Raw genomic sequence first — 17,325 nt, forward strand, 5'->3', positions numbered from 1 at the left:
GCCGGGCGTGTGCCGCATCCGGTGTCACGGGAACCGGAACCACCGCTCTCCCCCGGCCGGCACCGTGACCCTTCGCTCCTCAGGAAGCAACACGACAAGCGGCCCCAGCGAAGAGGCGGGAACGCTGATGCCGATCCGGCCCCACATCATCCGGATCCGAATCCCGCGGTGGCCGCGGAAACACAGCGTGAACGAGAATCTGGGGATCTCCGGCAGGACTACGGGATCCACGCGAAGCCCTTCAGCTCCGGCCTCCAGACCGGTGATCCCACGTTGGACCATGTCCAGGGTGCCTGCCATGGCACCCATGTGTATCCCCTCGCCGGTGGTGCCGCCCTGTGTGTCCGCCACGTCGCTGAGCAGCGCCTCCTCCACGTAGTCCCACGCTTCCGGACCCTTCTCACGGGCGAGTACCCAGCCGTGGACAAGGCTGCTGAGAGTCGAACCGTGGCTGGTGCGCCTCGCGTAGTACTCGACAGTCTCGCGCCACACCTCGTCGTCGAGCCGGTATCCGAGCCGGGCGAACAGCGCGGCGAGGTCGGTGGGCCGGAAGAGGTAACCGAGCATGAGGGTGTCGGCCTGCTTGGACGCCTGGTAGCGGTTGACCATGTCGCCTTCCGCCTCCAGGATCCGGTCCAGCCTGCGGATGTCTCCGTAGCGACTGCGGTAGTGGGCCCAGTCCAGCTCCTGGAGCTTGCCGTACCCCTCGAACTGGCTGACCAGGCCTTGGTCAAAGGGCACATACATCCGGCGGGAGATGTCGTCCCAGCGTTCTCGTTCCGTGCCGTCCAGGGACAGTTGCTCGGTCAGTTCCCTGCGCCGGGCGTCGGGCAGTTCGTCGAGCAGGTCGAGGCCACGTGCCATGACCCAGGCGGCGGTCACGTTGGTGTAGGCGTTGTCGTCTATCCCGGGGGTCTCGGCATCCGGATAGGCGTCATGGTATTCGTCCGGTCCGACGACTCCTCGCAGCCGGTAGCGCTGCCGGCCCGCGTCAAAGGTGACAGCGCCCGCCCAGTAGCGGGCGACCGCCAGCAGGATCTCCGCCCCCTCGGAGTGCAGGAATCCGCGGTCCCCCGTGGCCTGCGCGTAGCGCCAGACGTTGAGGGCGACGGCCGACCCCACGTGTCGCTGGAGGTGGGAGTGATCGGGCAGCCACCGGCCGGATCGAGGGTTGAGGTGCAGCGTCTGGGTCTCCTCGCGCCCCGAAGCCGCGCTCTGCCACGGGTACATGGCTCCCACGCCTCCGGCCCGCCTCGCCGCGGCCCGGGCTGCGGGCAGCCTGCGGTACCGGTACATGAGCAGCGCCCGGGCGACTTCGGGAAAGTGCAGCGTCATGTAGGGCAGCACGAACAGTTCGTCCCAGAAGACGTGTCCCCGGTACGCCTCGCCGTGCAGCCCTCTGGCGGGCACGCCGACGTCCAGTTCCGCGGAGTGGGCCGACAGCGTCTGCAGCAGGTGGAAGAGATGCAGGCGCAGGATGTGCCCCGCTTTGCCGGGCACGTGCAGCTCGGCCTCATGCCACAGCCGCTGCCAGGAGGATCGGTGTGAGGTCAGCAGGGCGGAGAAGGCCGGCGCGTGCGAGACGTCGTCAACGGCTGCCGCCGAGGGGTCGTCCACCGGGCGGTCGCGTGAGGTGTGCAGGGCGATCGTTTTCGTGACCGTCGCAGAGCCGCCCGGGGTCACCGGAAGCAAGTACCGCTGCACCGCGGTGGTTGCGCTGTGGTCGTCGACGACCGGTGCCGCAGGGACGGTCTGCGTGCGGGCGGCCAGCGAGACCTGGACCTCTGATTGTGCGGTCCGGCAGCTGAGCCACGCGATCCCACCTGGCTCCGACCCGGTGCGGTGAGCTTTCAGGTGATGACCATCGAGCTGTCGGTAACGCTCGACTCCGGCATTGCTGACAGCGCCGTCGAGAACTGATTCGATTTCCAGTGCGCCCTTCCATCCGTAGGCTCTGAAGAGGCTGCGTTGTGCGGCGAGTCGCGGGTTGCCCATGTGGACGATCCGGTCGTGGGTGACGCGCAGACCACGGCCCTCGGCATCCTGGAAGAGCAGGCGATGGGTGAGTACGCCGGCGCGGAGGTCGAGGATGACGCCGTACCGTTTCAAGTCGTCGGAGTCGGGGGTCAGCCACTCGCCGGGCGGTCCTCCCTCGGGCAGGCAGCGGTAGCGCAGCAGCGTCCAGTTCGGCAGGTTGACCAGGTCCTCGTTCTCGACCTGCCGGCCGGCCGCGACCGAGGTGAGGCGGTCGTAGCACCCCGCAAGGTAGGTCCCGGGATAGTGCACGGTGTCCGCCCGGCACTCCGGAGCGGAGCCACGCGTAGCGAATCTTCCGTTGCCGAGGGTGCACAGGGTCTCGGCCACCTGCTCCGTCTCCGGGTCGTACGCGCCGTAGTTCCAGGTCCAGGCCGCTGTCATGGAGGGGCTCCCGGCAGGTCCCCGATCAGCTCGGTCAGTTCTCGCACGACGAGGTCGGCGCCCCGGTCGGCCAGCGCAGCCGCCCGTCGGGGGTCCGCCGCGCGGTCCACTCCTATGACGAGGCAGAAGTCCCCGCGCCGTCCGGCCTCCACTCCGGCGAGGGCGTCTTCCACCACCGCGGTGTTGCGGGGGTGCACCCGCAGGCGGGATGCCGCCTCCAGGAACAGGGCTGGGTCCGGTTTGCCGGAAAGACCCAGTCGTGTCGCCTCCCCGCCGTCGATCACGGCTTCGAAACGGCGGTGGATGCCGGCCGCCTCCAGGAGCTCCCTGGCGTGCCGGGACGCGGATACGGCGGCGCACCCCGTGCCGCTCTCCCGCAGCGCGTCGAGCGCCGGGACTACGTCGGGGAACGACGGCACTGCCCTGGTTCGCAGCATCTGTGTGAACTCCTGCTCCTTACGTGCAGCCACCGCCCACACACTCGCGCAGCCGGGCGGGTCGTCGGCGTGCCCGGCGGGCAGTGCGAGACCACGGGCCTCCAGGAAGGCGCGGGCTCCGTCGAATCGAGCCTTTCCGTCCACGAGCCGCCTGTACTCCCCGTCCGCGTCGAAGGACGGCTGTCTTTCCCTCCCGGACGCCCCGGACGCAAGGACCTCCAGACACCCGTCGAAAGCGGCTTTCCACGCCGCGGCGTGCAGGGACGCGGAGTCGAGCAGCACGCCGTCCGTGTCGAAGACGACCGCGCGCACGTTCGAGGCTCCGCGCAGGCCGCTCATCGGCCTGCTGGTGCGAGTCGGCCGACGGCGTTGTGCTGCGGCTCGCCGAGCACCACCTTGAGGGCTCCGGTGTCCGCCGCACGCCCGAACACGTCGTACGCCTCCTCCATCTGTCCCAGTTCGAACCGATGGGTGACCAGCTCTGCCGTCGGTAGCCGCCCAGCCGCCAGCAGGCGCAGCAGCATGGGCGTGGACGAGGTGTCCACGAGACCGGTGGTGATGGTGATGTCCTTGATCCAGAGGTCTTCCAGATGCAGGACGGCCGGCTTGCCGTGGACGCCGACATTGGCGACGCGGCCGCCCGGTCGGACCATGCGCGTGCACATCTCGAACGACTCCGGGACTCCCACCGCCTCGATGACCACATCGGCTCCCAGACCGCCCGTCAGGTCCGCCACGAGCTGTTCGGGGCTCTCGTCGGCGCGTACCGTCGCTTCCGCGCCCAGGGACCGGGCAGCGGCCAGTCGCGGCTGGGCCAGGTCTACGGCGATGGTTCGCTCCGCCGAGTAGAGACCGGCGGCGACGACCGCCGCCAGGCCGATGGGGCCGGCGCCGACCACCACGACGGTGTCCCCCGGTCGTACCGCCCCGTTGAGAATGCCCACCTCGTAGGCGGTCGGGAAGATGTCGGCCAGGAGGACGGCGGCGAGGCTGTCGACGGAGCTGGGCAGCGGGTGGACGGAAAGATCGGCGAAGGGCACCCGTACGTACTCCGCCTGTGTGCCGTCAATGGTGTGCCCGAGCACCCATCCACCCCCGCCCCGGCATTGCCCATATCTGCCCTCACGGCAGAAACGACACCGCCCGCAGGCGGAGATGCAGGAGATGAGTACCCGATCACCGGGGCGGACTCCACGGACGTCGCCACCGGTCTCGACTACGGTGCCCACGGCTTCGTGACCGAGCACGCGCCCTGGCTCCACCTCGGGCACGTCACCCTTGACGATGTGCAGATCCGTCCCGCAGATGGTCACCGCATCGACCCGCACGATCGCGTCCCCGGCGTCCTCGACGCTCGGATCCGGCACGTCGCCCCACTCGATGTGGCCGGGGCCGCGGAAGAGGAGTGCCTTCATGACGTCGCCTGCTTCCTGTCTCTCGTCAACGAGGTCACAGTCAGGATCACCCGCGGCCCCGGGGAAGCGCATGGGCCGGTCGGTCCCCAGGAGGGCCCCCGGCGGGCCCCTCCGCCCTCCTTCACCGGGTGCGCGCCCGTCGGGGCCGGTGGCCGGCTCGCGGCGCAACCGTGGCACGGGCTCGCTCGGATCGAAATTCGGGGGCGTGGGAGGCGAGGTGTCGCTGCCCGGGACGGGCTCAGTCATCGTCGTGTCCGGGTTCGCGGCGGAGCCGACCCGTCCATACGGGTTCGACCTCTTCCCACTCCCTCTCCCACGCGACGAGGCGCCGGCCCATGGCCCGCCGACGGGCCAACAGGACGGCGGCGGCCTCGGCCAGTCCGACGACAGCGGCAGCCCCGGCACCGACAGCCACGGAGGTGAACACCCGCTGCGACACGCTCGGCAGGGACCGGGCCTGGTACGTGCCTGCGTCATTCACCCAGATCGCCACCGCGTCCCCCTTGGGGGTACCTGCCTGGACACGGATGCTTCCGCTCCTCGGGACGTGGTCCGGGTACTGCCACGAGGCCGGTGCGGTGGACACCGGCGTCGCACCGTACTGTGCCGCCGGGATGATTCCGGCCCGGCCGGTCGTGGTGGCGATGGTCCGATGCCGGTGCGCGGCCGTGTCCCTGTCCGTCCGGGCAGCGGTGCTCCACAGGATTCCTGCGCTCATCACGCCGCAGATCAGTGCGATCACCGCCGCGAGAACCACCGCGAGGCGTCTGACGGGCTTCGACACGGTGAGGCGGCCGCCGGCGGGAGCCGAAGTGTCGTCGCTGTCCATGTCGCACCTCCGTAGCCGGAAATGGAGAGCTGGGGCATCGTTGGGGTCAGGTGAGTTCGTCGGCGATGTGGTGGGCCCATTCCTGGATACGTTCGGGGTTGCGGAAGTCACCGCCCTTGCCCCGGCGGACCAGCACCCGGGCGATCCGGCTGGGGGTTTCGGCAGCAAGCATTCCGCCGAAGGTGATGTGCTCCCGCGCGCCGAGCCTGTTCATCCAGCGGGCCACACCGTGCACGGGGGATATGTCGCGCTGCTCGGCAGAACTGTCGACCGGGCCGCTGCTGAAAAGCCAGACGGGGCGGTGACGGAGCTCCTCCGCATTGCGCCGGGCGCACTCGGTCGCCTTGCTGTTCCAGCGCCCTGCGTACAGGGCGCCGCCGAGCACGACCCCGTCGTAACCACTCACGTCGCCGACCGCGTCAGCCGGCAGGACGACCGCCTCGAAACCGTCGTCGCGCAGGGTCTTTCCGAGCTCGTCCGCGATCCCCGCAGTCGCTCCGTGCTTGCTCCCGTACGCGACCAGTACGCGCTTCGATGTCATGTCGTCGCCTCCTCGCCCGGGCCGTCGCCGCGCTTCACCGGGACGCCGTACCCGCTCTCCTCCGCCCGGTCCAACAGCGCGGCGCGAATGGTGAGGACACCGTCGGTGTACGAGGCTTCGACCTTGTCCGGCCGGACCGTCCCTGGCAGACGCACCGTCCGCCGGAAGGATCCGTAGCGGAACTCGGAGTGCTCTTTGTCCTCCTGAGACTCTGCGTGTTCCGCATGCACGGTGACGAGGTCGTCGTCGACCGTGACGCGTATGTCCGATTCTGGTTCCATGCCCGGCAGTTGGGCGCGCAGGACGTACCCGCCCTCCTGGTTCGACACCTCGATCGGGATGGAGTGAGCAGCCGACCCGGGGCGCCAGCCGGGAAGCCCGGGAAATTCGCTGCCGAACCAGTCGACGAGATCGGGGAGGAAACGGCGCCGGTGTTCAGTCTTCGCTCGTGTCATCATGCGCTCCTTTCCGGGCCTCGGCTCGCGCCACGTGCTGTTTCACCGCGGCGAAACTGTCGGGCGCCACCGAGATCGAGTCGACTCCGGCCTCCACGAGAAGGCCGGTGAACCGGGGGTCGTCACTGGGGCGCTGGCCGCACAGGCCGACGGGGCGATTCGCTGCGTGGGCGTGCGTGACGAGACGTGTGATGCTGCGCGTGACCGCGGGATCGCTCTCGTCGAAGAGCTCCGCAAGGGCCTCGGAGTCCCGGTCGACACCAAGAGTCAGCTGCGTCAGATCGTTGCTTCCGATGGAGAAGCCGTCGAACCGCTCCGCGAAGTCCTGCGCGAGAATGATGTTGGACGGAATCTCCGCCATCACATACACCTGCAGGCCGTTCCGCCCCCGCTGCAGCCCCTGGACGGCCATCGCGTCGAGCACTCGGTCGGCCTCCGCCGGAGTCCGGCAGAACGGGATCATGATGACGACGTTGGTGAGCCCCATCTCGTCCCGGACCCGACGCAGCGCGCGGCACTCCAGGGCGAAGCCTTCGCGATAGCCCTCGCTGTAGTAGCGGCTCGCGCCGCGCCAGCCGATCATCGGGTTCGCCTCGTCCGGCTCGAAGGGCCGGCCACCGAGCAGTCGCGCGTACTCGTTGGTCTTGAAGTCACTGGTGCGCACCACGACGGGGTCGGGCCATCGTGACGCGGCGATGCGGGCTATCCCATGAGCCAGCCGCTCGACGAAGTAGTCGCCCCGGTCCGGGTACCCCTCGGTGAGCTGGTCGATGAGGTGCCGGTCGTGCGGGCCGAGCCGTTCGGGGTGGAGCAACGCCATGGGGTGTGCCTTCACCTGGTGGGCGACGATGAACTCGAGCCGTGCAAGGCCGACCCCGTCGGCGGGCAGACGCCACCAGCGCAGGGCGGCGGACGGATCCGCCAGATTGAGCATGACCCGCGTTGCGGTGGGAGCGAGGGCCGAGAGGTCGGTCTCGGTCTCCTCGTAGGGGAGCAGGCCGTCGTAGACGTGTCCGCGTTCGCCCTCGGAACACGAAGCCGTCACCGCCTGGCCGTCGTGGAGGGTCTTGGTCGCACCGCCGGTGCCGACGATCGCCGGAACACCCAGTTCGCGGCTGACGATTGCCGCGTGGGAGGTGCGTCCCCCGTGATCGGTGACGATCGCGGAGGCCCGTTTCATGACTGGCTCCCAGTCGGGGTCGGTGATCGTGGTGACGAGGATGCCGCCCAGCGGGAACCGGTCGAGGTCGACCGGGGCGTCCAGGACCACGACAGGACCACGGCCGATGGCCTCTCCGACCGCGGTGCCGTCGATGAGCGCTTCGCCGGCCGGAGCCGTCAGCCGGCACGTGCGAAGCGTCGTGGCACGACGGCGGGACTGGACGGTCTCCGGGCGGGCCTGGACGATGGAGAGTTCCCCCGTCATCCCGTCCTTCGCCCATTCCAGGTCCATGGGGCAGCCGTAGTGGTCTTCCACTGCTGCCGCCCACCGGGCCAGGGTGCGTGTCTCGTCGTCCCGAAGCACGCGCTCGGTGCGCTGTCGCGGAGGTGTCTCCACCGTGCGGGTCAGCCCGGTCTCCGCGTATACGGTCTTACACTTCTTGGACCCGACCCGGACATCGATCAACGCAGCGAGTGAAGGGTCCCGGAGGCTCGGCTTGAAGACCGTGTACTCGTCGGGATCCACCTGTCCACTGACGACGGTCTCGCCCAGCCCCCATGCCGCGCTCACCACGATCACATCGGGAAATCCGGTCTCCGGGTCCAGTGTGAAGATCACTCCGGCACCGGCCAGGTCCGACCGGACCATGATCTGCACCCCCACCGACAGGGCAACGGACAGATGATCGAACCCCATGCGCTCCCGGTAGTCGATGGCACGGTCGGTGAAGAGTGAAGCGAAGCAGCGCCGGCACGATTCCAGGAGCTGCTGCGGCCCCCGCACATTGAGGTAGGTCTCCTGCTGCCCGGCGAAGCTGGCTTCCGGCAGGTCCTCTGCCGTGGCGCTGCTGCGCACGGCGACCTGCGGGTTTTCCTGCCCCTCCGCGCGGCCGAGGTGTTCGTACGCCGCAACGATCTCGTCCTGCAGCGGCACCGGCAGCGCTTCCTGGAGTATCAGTGCACGGATAGCCGGGCCGACCGCGTTCAGCGGAGCCCCCTCGTGCAGGCGGCTGATCTGTTCGGCGATCGATGCACGCAGTCCACCGGCAGCCAGCAACTCTTCATAGGCCTGGGCCGTCGTGGCGAAACCGGGCGGCACCCGCACGCCGGCAGCGCCGAGATGTGCGGTGAGCTCCCCCAACGACGCGTTCTTCCCTCCCACCTTGCCGACGTCCTGACGGCCGAGTTCGGTGAACGGCACGACGTGCCGGTGTGGTGCCATGACGGCCTCCGTGCAGTGCGGTTCCGGCGTACTTCTCAGTAGGTCATCGGACGGCCGGAGGGGGTTCGCAGATCGAGCGGCGAGGGTTTGCGCGGCCACTGCCGCCGTACAGGGATCCGAATGCGTTCCATGGGACTCACCTCTTTGAAGACGTGGAGCGGGCCCGTTGCCCGGCAGCGTCGAACAGGACGCCGGCGTGAGCCGGTGCCGGGCCGTACGGACACATCGGTACGTCGCGCAGGAGTGGGACGATCACGGTTCGTCACCCACCAGCGCGAAGTCGGGGGGAATGATCTCTACGGGACAGCGACTGTGGTGCAGCAGCGCGTGACTGACACGCCCCAAGGCGGGCCCGGCCCGGATCACCCGATGCCTGCTGCCCGTGACCAGCAGGTCGGTGTCGGCCGTGGCCTCGACGAGAGCACCGGGGACACTGGTTCCCGTCTCGACGTGATGGGTGAGCGTGAGGCCGGGGCAGCGTGCCCGGACGCGCTCCGCCATGGCGGACACCTCGTGCACCCTCTGCTCCGCGATCCCGCCGACATCGTCGAGCATGGTGGTGACGCTGCCCACGTGGGCCAGAACGTTGCACACGCTCAGCAGACGCAGTGACGCATGACGGACCTGCGCCTCGGCGGCCGCGACCATCAGCCAGTCGAGATCGGACGCGCCGTACACGGCAGCCGTGATCGCCCCCGTCTCGGTCCGGTCGGGCCGACCTCGTACGACAATCACCGGAACCCTCGTCCGCGAGGCCACGCCCAGGCTGACCGACCCGAGCAGCAGAGCGCCGAACCCACCCAGACCTCTGCTCCCCACCACGATCGTTCCCCGGTTCCCCGCGGCCGCGTAGAGTCCGGCCACCGGCTCCTGCCGACTCAGCTCCTTCGTCACGGTCAGGCCGGGGAAGCGTTCAGTCACGACGTCGGCGGTGCCCGCAAGCAGGTCTCGTGCCCTCTGGCGCAGCGCCTGGATGGTGTCGGCTGACGAGAGGATGGCACGCCGGTCGGTATCGGCTGCATGAACGATGTGCATCGGCATCCCGCGGCGGTCGGCTTCCGCGGCCGCCCACAGGGCAGCTGCCCGTGCTTGGGGGGACGCGTCGATGCCGACAACGACGGCCCCGAGTTGTGGGAGGCCAGGAAAGTCGCAGGTCATGGCTTCTCCTCGGGAGCGGCCCAGAACTACTCGACCACCGTCGCACCGGCCGGCGGCTCGCGAGGAGGGGCCCTTCGGCCCTGATCGAGACCTGTCGGCCCTCCCCGGACCCGCAGCGCCGAAGGGAGGCCGGCTACGTACGTGGTTCCCAACCGGGTCCGGGCCCTGCGGCTATGACTCCGTGGAACGGGGCTGGGTGTCGGGGATACGTGAGGTGAAGAACAGTGCGAGGAGAGCAGCGAAGGCGAGGATGGCGAGCGCGGCACGCAGACCGTCGATCCTGGCCTCCTTGTTCGCATCATGTGCCGCTCGTGCCACGTCCGTGCTCGTGCCCGCTTCGTCGAGGGCGGTCTTGAGCTGGGCATCCGACAAGAACGGCACGCCGCTTTGCAGCTCAACGGTCGCCCGGCTCTTGACCTCGCTCGGGATCGCCGGATTCTGGTCCACGCTGGTCAGGAAGGAACTCGTCATCGCCGCGATCATGATCGACCCGGCGAGAGCCGTACCGATCGAGGCGCCGAGGTTGGTGACGGCGTTCTGGACGCCGCCGACCTCGGCGCTCTGCGCCTCAGGCACCGCGGACACGGTGACCGACCCGAGCTGCGACGCCAGCGCGCCCATGCCGAGCCCGATCAGCAGAAGAGGGATGGTGACGATTTCCGCACTGGCATCCGCATCGAGCGCGGCCATCAGGACCAGCGCGCCGGCGAGCAACGCAAGGGTCCCGAGCCGCACCACCCGCCGCGGTGAGACGTCCGGGAAGAAGCGGGGGATCAGGATGGCGGCCGCCAGCAGCGTCACGGAGAGCGGCAGGATGCGGGCACCGGTCTTGAGCGCGGACAGGCCCAGGGCAACGGACAGATAGAGGGGTACGACGAAGAAGACGCCCATCTGAACGAGGTATTGGAAGAAGAACATGGTCAGTCCTCCGGTGAGCTGCTTGTTGTGCAGCATGCCCGGATCGATCAGGGGCTCCCTGCGCAGCTCGACCATCCGGGCCTCCCGGCGGAGGAAGAGCCAGATCAGCAGCAGACCGGCCAGCATCAGCCACACGACCAGCGAAACCCCGAGCCATGACGGCTCGCCGGGCTTCGGCTGGAACCAGCCCCATTCGTCCGAGCGGAGCACTCCGTAGACGAAGGCCCCGAGTCCGAGCGCGGACAGCACGGCGCCGGCAAGATCGATGCGAGGACGCTCACCGACCGGTGCGTCGGCGATGCGGCGGGCGAGCACGAGGATGCCGAGCACCACCACGACCTCACCGGCGAAGACCCACCGCCAGGAGAAGTACGTGGTCGCGACGCCGCCGATGAGCGGCCCGACCGCGATCGCCACCGCCCCTGCGGCCGCGACGAGACCGTAGGCGGCCGGACGGCGTTCGGCGGCGAAGTTGCTTGCCACGAGCGCCACGATCGCGGGCAGGATGAGTGCCGCTCCGATCCCTTCGAGGAACGACCAGCCGAGCAGCAGCACGGACAGGTTCGGCGCGAGCGCCGTGGTGAACGATCCGCAGCCGTAGATGGCGCAGCCGATCATGAACGCGCGTTTGCGGCCGATCAGCGCCCCGACCTTGCCACCGGGAATCATGAACATCGCCATCACCAGGGTGTAGGCCGTGATGGCACCCTGGACGCCTGTCACCGACGTCCCCACATCTTCGGCAACCGTCGCGATGGAGACGTTCATGACCGAGCTGTCGAGCGCCATCAGGAACTGACCGGCCGCGAGTGTCATCAAGACGATGCGCGCCGTTGACGAACTCTCAGGAGTGCCTGCCCGGGGTGCCATGGGCGCATCGTGCCAGCCGCCGTGGAAAGGGCACCCCGACCCGCTCTGGAGGTCCGCCGGTTGGCGGAATCCCGGTCGCCTCGATGTCGGTCTCGGCCGGGACGCCCAAACTCGCATCACCAAGGGCAAGTCCGACGGCTCGCTGAGCCTTCCTTCGACGGGCGCATCCGTACCGCCCCGGGCTGCACGCGGCATCCGAGGACGGCTCACTCCCCTCGAACGAGTCGCCCCTCGGGGCCAGTCCGCACGTCGCGCGTCAGCCAGGTCGTGACTGCCCGGCTCAGATCAGTTCAGGGGCTCAGCAGCCTTGGTCAGCGGCCCGCCCGCGTCACCTGTATTGAGGACCCCTGCTGGTTCCAGCAGCAGGAAGGCAGTCTCCTCGTCCGCCACCGGGCAGTGTTCGGCGCCGCGGGGAACCACGAACAGCTCGCCCGGTTCGAGCACGACGTCGCCATCCCTCAGCTGGATGGTGAGCCGGCCGCTGATGACGAGGAACAGTTCGTCGGTGTCCTCGTGGGTGTGCCAGACGAACTCGCCCTTCACTTTGGCGAGCTTGACCTCGTAGTCGTTCAGATCGGCGATGTTCTTCTGTGTCCAGAGCTCATCGAACTGCGAGAGCTTGTGGGCGAGGTTGACGGATGCATGGGGTTCGTTCATGCGATCAGCGTGCTGCCGCTGGTCGCACCTGGTCTTGTACGTTCCTGACATGACTGGCAACCAGCCCCGAACGCGGATCAGCGCCTGGAGGCCATCGGTCGCAGGGATCGCCGAGGTCTTCCACGCCCACTTCGCCGATCATGCCTACCCGGTGCATACCCACGACACCTGGGACTTGATGATCCTCGACGAAGGGTCCGTCGACTTCGCCGTCGATCGCCGTCGGCACGGCGCCGCCGGCGCGGGCACGGTCATTCTGCTGCCGCCCGGCGTCCCCCACGACGGGAAGACGGTCAGCCCGTCGGGATTCCGCAAGCGCGTGCTCTACCTCGACACCCGTGTCCTTCCGGGACGATGGACAGGGGCTGCGGTCGACCGTCCGGTCCACGGAGACGGACTGTTGCACCATCGCATCCATCAGTTGCACGGAGTCCTCGCCCACCCCGGAGACCAGTTCGAGGCGGAGTCCAGGCTGGCCCTCGTCCGCGAGCGACTGCTCTTCCATCTCAATGCCTCGCAGGTCAGGACGCCAGAACGCGCGTCCGGGCGCACAGCTGCCGCTCTGCGCGAGCTGCTGGACTCACGCATACACGCTGGGGTGTCCCTCGACGAGGCGGCCGCGATCCTGCACGCCCACCCCACCCACCTGATCCGCTGCTTCAAGCAGTCGTACGGAGTGCCGCCGCACACCTACCTCACCGGCAGACGCATCGACCGGGCACGCCGGCTCCTGCTCGCCGGCCGGCGGCCGGCCGACGTTGCCACGGCGGTCGGTTTCTACGACCAGGCACACCTGAACCGGCACTTCACCCGCCACCTGAGCGTCACGCCCGCGCGTTACGCGGCCTTGCACGGTCGTGGGGCATCGCCGGAACGCACGGCGTCATCCGCGGACAGGCCCGAAAGTGCGGTGGGTTCCCGGTGAAAGCACTCCGGCCGCCCCGCGGACGGCCGCGGAGCCGCTGACCGCCCTGACCCCCTCGTCGGCTGACCGCGGAGAGCGTGGAGCGGATGACGGCTCAGGTGGCCGGCGGCGGCGAGGACGGTGGCGGGGCGGAGGGCGTGGACGCGCCGCCGGTGCTGGGGAAGGTCAAGGAAGCGCCGGACAACGTGAGCCTGGAGACGATGCTCACCGAGATCGACAAGCTCCCGTCGGTGCGGGCGTGTGGTCCGCCGCCGGATCTGTTCATCGACGTCGCGCCGAAGGTCGTAGCCGGCCGGCGGGCACGGGCCGCAGTGGAATCGGGCCGCGGAGCCGGTACGCTCGGGGCGCCTTCGCCCGGAGCCCACAGCGCAGGCGGCGGACCACTCCTGCGCACCCCTGTTTGCACGGCTGAACGAGTGCGCCGCTGCCCATCAGGCGCTGACCGGCAGGACCGTTCGGGAGTACGGCATCAGCCTGCCTGCCTACGGCATGCCCGCCGTACCCCGCGAAGCGGGAGCCCTCAGCGTCGGACGATGGGCGAGGTGGCGGCACCCGGCACGGCCCGCGCCGGTGGTCTCACTCAGCACGCGGACCGTTCGGCAGGCCAGGCGTGCTGCCCGACCGGGCCCAGGGCGAGTCGCAGCCCGGGGCTCCAGCCCGGTCAGCCGGCCCGGACCCGATGCCGAGGCTTGGCCCAATGCCCCAGGCGTTGCCACGTTGAGCTTCACCCACGCCGTCACGGATCGAGCCCGCGTGATCAAGGGATCTCCGGACGGGCCGCCGTCATTCTCACGTGCGAACGACCAGGTACGGGGACCCCGCCGTGCACATGGCGGCGACCGCTACCCCGGCGGTAAGGCGCGTACATACGGGACCTGCCCTTACCGACTGTGGGCCACAAGGTTCAGAGGCCGTCGAGAAACGACTGGGGCGGACGCGGCTTTCGGCGGGGGTAGGGGCGTTTCGCCCGAAGATCAACGAATTTTTGCACATACTCAATGTTTCCGGAAAGTGACTACAACAGGCAGTCTTGATCTGAGGGCTGTCCGAGTGCATGATTCCTGCACCGAACGGCTGACTCACAGGTCTGCCGAAATGGGTTCCATTCTCGCACTACGGAGCTAATTATGCGTTTCGTGATGCACTATCTGCGAATGGATGTTCTCCCTCGGTTCAGCTGAATTCACCATTTCAGTCCGGGCCCAGGACTCCGCGCGCCCGGAGAATAGGAGATGTCATGCCCATGGAAAACGCCACGAAGCTCGAGACCGCTGCGACCGCCGAGCCGGCGGACAAGGCGACCACGGACTTCACCCTGAGTGCGTCCGAGAGCGAGCTCCTCGAGGAGTTCGGCGTCCTGCTCGCCGCCGAGTACAACTACGTCGCCGCTATCTGACAGGCGCCTAGCCAGGCCCTGACAGTGATCGACCGGTGAGACCTGTCCCGCCGTCACCTGACGGCGGGACAGACACCCGCCGCTTCCTTCCGAAATGAGTACCCATGGCCACAGCTTCAGAAGCCGACACCTCGGCGCCACACCCGCACCCGCTGCGTACCAAAGCGTTTCTTCTGATGTGGGTGGCGCTCACCGTCTCGGTCCTCGGCGACCAGTTCTACCGCGTGGCACTGACGCTGACGGTGGCCGACCGTGGCCCGTTCGGGCTTGCCGCGTTGGGAATGGCGCTCGCCGTGCCCATCGCGGTGGTGGGACTGGTGGCGGGGGTGTTCATCGACCGCCACGACCGGCTGAGGCTGCTGGTGCGCACCGATGTCGTGCGTGCCGTCATCGTTGCCGTGCTGGCCTTCCTGCTTCTGACCGGCCACCGCTCATTCCCCGCGCTGATCGCCCTCGCCGTGCTGTTGTCCTTCGTCAGCGTGGTGTTCACCCCGGCCCTCCAGGCGTTGCTGCCGAGTCTGTCGAAGGGGGACCAGCGTCGGCTCATCTCCATGGACGCCTGGATCCTCGGAGCGGTGAGCACGACCGGCGTGGTGGGGCCGGCTCTTGCCGGGGTGTTGCTGCAGGTCGCCAGCGCCGGCGCGCTGATGGTGGTGGATGCGGTCACGTTCTCGTTCTCCGCGGTGCTGATCCTTCTGGCAGGCCGCGAGATGCCTGACCGAGAGCGTCCGCCATCAGGGCTGCCTGCCCGGGGCAAGTTCGAGGCGGTCGGTGAAGGGCTTCGCTTCCTGATGAAGCATCCCGTTCTGGGACCCTGTTTCCGGACCTTCCCTCTGATGGACTTCGCCCTGAACTCCGTCCCGTTCGTCCTGCCACTCGTCCTGGCGGCAACCAGCGACGCGGGCACCGAGAAGTACGGGCTCATGCTCGGCGCGCTGGCAGTCGGCCGGGTCGCAGGCATGGCGCTGTTGAACAGGACGTCTCTGAAGGATCACCGGGGTGCCGTCCTGCGCTACAACTTCCTCGTCCAGGGTGCCGGGGTGTTGCTGGTCGCTGCGGCCGGCGAAAGCCTGGCCGGTCTGCCCTGCCTGGTGCTCGTCGGACTGCCCGCAGGTGCCGCCCAGGTGGCCATGGCCTCGTACATCCAGCTGGAGGTCGCACCCCAGATGCGGGGAAGGGTGTTCGCGGCCCTGACCTCCGTGGTGAGCTGGCTCGCCCCCTTCGGCCCGCTGGTCTTCGTCACGGTCGCCGGTCTCACGACGCCGGCGGTGGCCATGGCGGCCATCGGGATTCTTCTCGCCGCAGGAGGTGCGCGCCTTTATCTCTGCCGCCCCCTCCGGCTCGTGCTGTGACCGTTTGAATTCAGGAGAAGGCATGGTTGAGGAAGACGTCGATGTCGTCGTCATAGGCGGCGGACCCGCCGGATCCGCATACGCGGCGATTACTGCCCGCGCGGGCTTGTCTGTACGTATTGTCGAAGGAAAAGAATTCCCCAGGCATCACATCGGGGAGTCACTGCTCGCCATGTCGATTCCACTCCTGGAGGAAATAGGAGTCGCCCCTCTGCTTGCCGCAGAGGGATTCCTTCCGAAAACGGGCGCCGTATTCGTGTGGGGCAGGGATCACAAGCGCATAGATCTCGGATTCCCCGCGCCGGGACTCGCGTATCAGGTGCGAAGGGCCCGGTTCGATCAGATCCTCCTCGACCATGCCGCCGTCTCCGGCGCCCGGGTCAGCCACGGTCAGTGGGTCAGGGGACTGCTGCGGGATACGGCCGGCAGGGTCTGCGGAGTCGTGAGCGAGGGGGAGGACGGGCCCGTCACCCACCGCGCCCGGCTGGTCGTCGACGCGAGCGGCCTGTTCCAGTTCCTCCCGAAGAGGCTCGGACTCACCGTCGACGTCAGTGGCCCCAGGAGGGTCGCGATCTCGGGCTACTACGAGCACGCCGCGCGGGTCCAGGGCGAGCAGGCCAACAACGTCATCAGTGAGGCCACCCGGGATGGCTGGCTCTGGTTCATCCCCCTCGACGAGCACGTCACCAGCGTGGGATTCGTCGGGGACGAGAGCGATCTGAGCGAGAAGCCTCATACGGTGCTCGCCGAACAGATCGCGACGAGCACACTCGTCGCCTCGCTCCTCGAAGGAAGCACCCCCCAGGGAAACGCCCGGCTGCTGCGCTACACCAACCACATCGTGGCCGACCCCCTGTGGCACGACGGATGCGTTCTCGTCGGTGACACCGCCTTCTTCGTCGACCCGCTGTTCTCCACCGGCGTCCACGGCGCGCTGCACAGCGGGGTCTCCGCCGCGGCGGCAACGATCGGGCTTCTCTGCGACGGCATCGCCGAGGCCGACGTAGCCGACTGGTACGACTCCGGCATCCGCAAGCACTACCGGCGGGTCCAGACCATGGTGCGGCTCCTCTACGGCGTCAACGGAGGCTCCAGCCGCTTCTGGACCGAGCGTGACCTTTCGGCGATGGACCCCGCCGAGGCGCAGCGCATCTTCAACGACCTGGGCGACATCAGCATCCCGCTCTTCCAGGGATGGCAACGCGACGGTGCGCTCCCCATGCCCGCTGCCCTCGCCGCGCTGCTCGACGACGCACGGCCGAGCCCCACCACGAAGGCCCGCCTGGACGCCGACACCATCGCTCTCTCCCGGGGAGTCTCGGTGCGCCCGGTACTCAGCCGCCACGGAGGGCGGCTGGCCTCCGCCCTCGGTGTCTTCGGTGAGGGGTCCGACCATGCGGCGGTGGTGGTACGCGCCGACTCACCTGCCGTCGCCCTCGTGCGTGCACTCGACCGGGGACGTACGCCCCGGAGCCTCTGGCAGGACGACCGGCGACTGGAGTCCCTCGTATCGCTGCTGCACAGCAGTGGACTCATCGATGCCGAACGGGTGCGGGCGGGGGTGGTCTGAG

Annotated in this window: 14 protein-coding genes; 4 read left to right on the forward strand and 10 right to left on the reverse strand. The window is 68.7% G+C overall.

Annotation, left to right across the window (positions count from 1 at the left end; genetic code table 11):
* Window positions 1-24 precede the first annotated feature (24 nt).
* From OG538_RS05045 to OG538_RS05090, 10 genes are all read right to left on the reverse strand, one after another.
* Window positions 25-2,418 carry a glycoside hydrolase family 65 protein gene (locus OG538_RS05045; RefSeq protein WP_406090553.1) on the reverse strand — a complete coding sequence of 798 codons (2,394 nt, stop codon included), beginning with the start codon at window positions 2,416-2,418 and terminating at the stop codon, window positions 25-27.
* The gene (locus OG538_RS05050) at window positions 2,415-3,194 is read right to left on the reverse strand and encodes an HAD family hydrolase (RefSeq protein WP_406090555.1); all 780 of its coding nucleotides are present in this window, start codon (window positions 3,192-3,194) and stop codon (window positions 2,415-2,417) included. Before OG538_RS05050 ends, OG538_RS05045 begins: the two co-directional genes overlap by 4 nt.
* The gene (locus OG538_RS05055; RefSeq protein ID WP_406090557.1) at window positions 3,191-4,270 is read right to left on the reverse strand and encodes an alcohol dehydrogenase catalytic domain-containing protein; all 1,080 of its coding nucleotides are present in this window, start codon (window positions 4,268-4,270) and stop codon (window positions 3,191-3,193) included. Before OG538_RS05055 ends, OG538_RS05050 begins: the two co-directional genes overlap by 4 nt.
* 238 nt (window positions 4,271-4,508) lie before the next feature.
* The gene (locus tag OG538_RS05060; RefSeq protein ID WP_406090559.1) at window positions 4,509-5,099 is read right to left on the reverse strand and encodes a hypothetical protein; all 591 of its coding nucleotides are present in this window, start codon (window positions 5,097-5,099) and stop codon (window positions 4,509-4,511) included.
* Between the two features lie 46 nt (window positions 5,100-5,145).
* Window positions 5,146-5,640, reverse strand: coding sequence for a flavodoxin domain-containing protein (locus OG538_RS05065; protein WP_406090561.1), 495 nt, complete (start codon window positions 5,638-5,640; stop codon window positions 5,146-5,148).
* On the reverse strand, window positions 5,637-6,095 hold the full coding sequence (locus OG538_RS05070) for an Hsp20/alpha crystallin family protein (protein ID WP_406090563.1): 459 nt from the start codon (window positions 6,093-6,095) through the stop codon (window positions 5,637-5,639). The genes OG538_RS05065 and OG538_RS05070 overlap by 4 nt, the downstream gene beginning before the upstream one ends.
* Complete coding sequence (ppsA, locus tag OG538_RS05075; protein WP_406090564.1) at window positions 6,076-8,478, reverse strand: phosphoenolpyruvate synthase; 2,403 nt, start codon at window positions 8,476-8,478, stop codon at window positions 6,076-6,078. The genes OG538_RS05070 and ppsA overlap by 20 nt, the downstream gene beginning before the upstream one ends.
* Window positions 8,479-8,730: 252 nt before the next feature.
* A complete protein-coding gene (locus OG538_RS05080; protein WP_406090566.1) occupies window positions 8,731-9,636 on the reverse strand; it encodes a universal stress protein in 906 nt (301 codons plus the stop codon).
* A 171-nt stretch (window positions 9,637-9,807) separates the two neighbouring features.
* Window positions 9,808-11,424, reverse strand: coding sequence for an MFS transporter (locus OG538_RS05085; protein WP_406090568.1), 1,617 nt, complete (start codon window positions 11,422-11,424; stop codon window positions 9,808-9,810).
* A gap of 285 nt (window positions 11,425-11,709) precedes the next feature.
* On the reverse strand, window positions 11,710-12,081 hold the full coding sequence (locus tag OG538_RS05090; protein WP_406090570.1) for a cupin domain-containing protein: 372 nt from the start codon (window positions 12,079-12,081) through the stop codon (window positions 11,710-11,712).
* Between the two features lie 49 nt (window positions 12,082-12,130).
* On the opposite strand from OG538_RS05090, the gene OG538_RS05095 reads away from it, so the two are divergent.
* The 4 genes from OG538_RS05095 to OG538_RS05110 all read left to right on the forward strand — a co-directional run bounded on the left by OG538_RS05095 (window position 12,131) and on the right by OG538_RS05110 (window position 17,324).
* Window positions 12,131-13,006 carry a helix-turn-helix domain-containing protein gene (locus OG538_RS05095; protein WP_406090572.1) on the forward strand — a complete coding sequence of 292 codons (876 nt, stop codon included), beginning with the start codon at window positions 12,131-12,133 and terminating at the stop codon, window positions 13,004-13,006.
* Between the two features lie 1,237 nt (window positions 13,007-14,243).
* Window positions 14,244-14,402 carry a hypothetical protein gene (locus tag OG538_RS05100; protein ID WP_406090574.1) on the forward strand — a complete coding sequence of 53 codons (159 nt, stop codon included), beginning with the start codon at window positions 14,244-14,246 and terminating at the stop codon, window positions 14,400-14,402.
* Between the two features lie 104 nt (window positions 14,403-14,506).
* Window positions 14,507-15,754: an MFS transporter gene (locus OG538_RS05105; RefSeq protein ID WP_406090576.1), complete on the forward strand. Its 1,248-nt coding sequence runs from the start codon at window positions 14,507-14,509 to the stop codon at window positions 15,752-15,754.
* Window positions 15,755-15,776: 22 nt separating this feature from the next.
* Window positions 15,777-17,324 carry an NAD(P)/FAD-dependent oxidoreductase gene (locus tag OG538_RS05110; RefSeq protein WP_406090578.1) on the forward strand — a complete coding sequence of 516 codons (1,548 nt, stop codon included), beginning with the start codon at window positions 15,777-15,779 and terminating at the stop codon, window positions 17,322-17,324.
* The last annotated feature ends 1 nt before the right edge of the window (window position 17,325 follow it).

The organism is Streptomyces sp. NBC_01013 (genome assembly GCF_045162765.1).
Classification (GTDB): Bacteria; Actinomycetota; Actinomycetes; order Streptomycetales; family Streptomycetaceae; genus Streptomyces.

What these genes read in the sequence shown, in the direction of transcription:
- OG538_RS05045 (WP_406090553.1), bottom strand. Translation starts at nt 2,418, where the DNA reads ATGACAGCGGCCTGGACCTGGAACTACGGCGCGTACGACCCGGAGACG.
- OG538_RS05050 (WP_406090555.1), bottom strand. Translation starts at nt 3,194, where the DNA reads ATGAGCGGCCTGCGCGGAGCCTCGAACGTGCGCGCGGTCGTCTTCGAC.
- OG538_RS05055 (WP_406090557.1), bottom strand. Translation starts at nt 4,270, where the DNA reads ATGAAGGCACTCCTCTTCCGCGGCCCCGGCCACATCGAGTGGGGCGAC.
- OG538_RS05060 (WP_406090559.1), bottom strand. Translation starts at nt 5,099, where the DNA reads ATGGACAGCGACGACACTTCGGCTCCCGCCGGCGGCCGCCTCACCGTG.
- OG538_RS05065 (WP_406090561.1), bottom strand. Translation starts at nt 5,640, where the DNA reads ATGACATCGAAGCGCGTACTGGTCGCGTACGGGAGCAAGCACGGAGCG.
- OG538_RS05070 (WP_406090563.1), bottom strand. Translation starts at nt 6,095, where the DNA reads ATGACACGAGCGAAGACTGAACACCGGCGCCGTTTCCTCCCCGATCTC.
- ppsA (WP_406090564.1), bottom strand. Translation starts at nt 8,478, where the DNA reads ATGGCACCACACCGGCACGTCGTGCCGTTCACCGAACTCGGCCGTCAG.
- OG538_RS05080 (WP_406090566.1), bottom strand. Translation starts at nt 9,636, where the DNA reads ATGACCTGCGACTTTCCTGGCCTCCCACAACTCGGGGCCGTCGTTGTC.
- OG538_RS05085 (WP_406090568.1), bottom strand. Translation starts at nt 11,424, where the DNA reads ATGGCACCCCGGGCAGGCACTCCTGAGAGTTCGTCAACGGCGCGCATC.
- OG538_RS05090 (WP_406090570.1), bottom strand. Translation starts at nt 12,081, where the DNA reads ATGAACGAACCCCATGCATCCGTCAACCTCGCCCACAAGCTCTCGCAG.
- OG538_RS05095 (WP_406090572.1), top strand. Translation starts at nt 12,131, where the DNA reads ATGACTGGCAACCAGCCCCGAACGCGGATCAGCGCCTGGAGGCCATCG.
- OG538_RS05100 (WP_406090574.1), top strand. Translation starts at nt 14,244, where the DNA reads ATGCCCATGGAAAACGCCACGAAGCTCGAGACCGCTGCGACCGCCGAG.
- OG538_RS05105 (WP_406090576.1), top strand. Translation starts at nt 14,507, where the DNA reads ATGGCCACAGCTTCAGAAGCCGACACCTCGGCGCCACACCCGCACCCG.
- OG538_RS05110 (WP_406090578.1), top strand. Translation starts at nt 15,777, where the DNA reads ATGGTTGAGGAAGACGTCGATGTCGTCGTCATAGGCGGCGGACCCGCC.